The organism is Salmonella sp. A1325 (assembly GCF_056991255.1).
In genome coordinates, this window is record NZ_JAMLWO010000033.1 from 1 (window position 1) to 549 (window position 549).

Genomic DNA, 549 nt, shown 5'->3' on the forward strand with positions numbered 1-549 from the left:
AGTTATTAAAACCCCTTTTGATTTGTTAAAACATCTTGCGGTCTGGCAACTGCAAAAGTTCAACAAGAAATCAAAAGGGGGTCCCAATGGGGGACGAAAAGAGCTTAGCGCACACCCGATGGAACTGTAAATATCACATAGTTTTCGCGCCCAAATACCGAAGACAAGCGTTCTATGGATAGAAGCGTAGGGCAGTAGGCAGCATATTAAGAAAATTGTGTGAATGGAAAAACGTACGAATTCTGGAAGCGGAATGTTGTGCAGATCATATTCACATGCTTCTGGAGATCCCGCCGAAGATGAGTGTGTCGAGCTTCATGGGATATCTGAAGGGTAAAAGTAGTCTGATGCTTTACGAGCAGTTTGGGGATCTAAAATTCAAATACAGGAACAGGGAGTTCTGGTGCAGAGGGTACTATGTCGATACGGTGGGTAAGAACACGGCGAAGATACAGGACTACATAAAGCACCAGCTTGAAGAGGATAAAATGGGTGAGCAATTATCGATCCCTTATCCGGGCAGCCCGTTTACGGGCCGTAAGTAACGAA

Annotated in this window: 1 pseudogene; it reads left to right on the top strand. The window is 44.8% G+C overall.

Going from position 1 to position 549, the window contains the following annotated elements:
• Positions 1 to 86 precede the first annotated feature (86 nt).
• Positions 87 to 545: pseudogene (gene tnpA / locus NAZ64_RS22385) on the top strand (IS200/IS605-like element IS200F family transposase).
• The last annotated feature ends 4 nt before the right edge of the window (positions 546 to 549 follow it).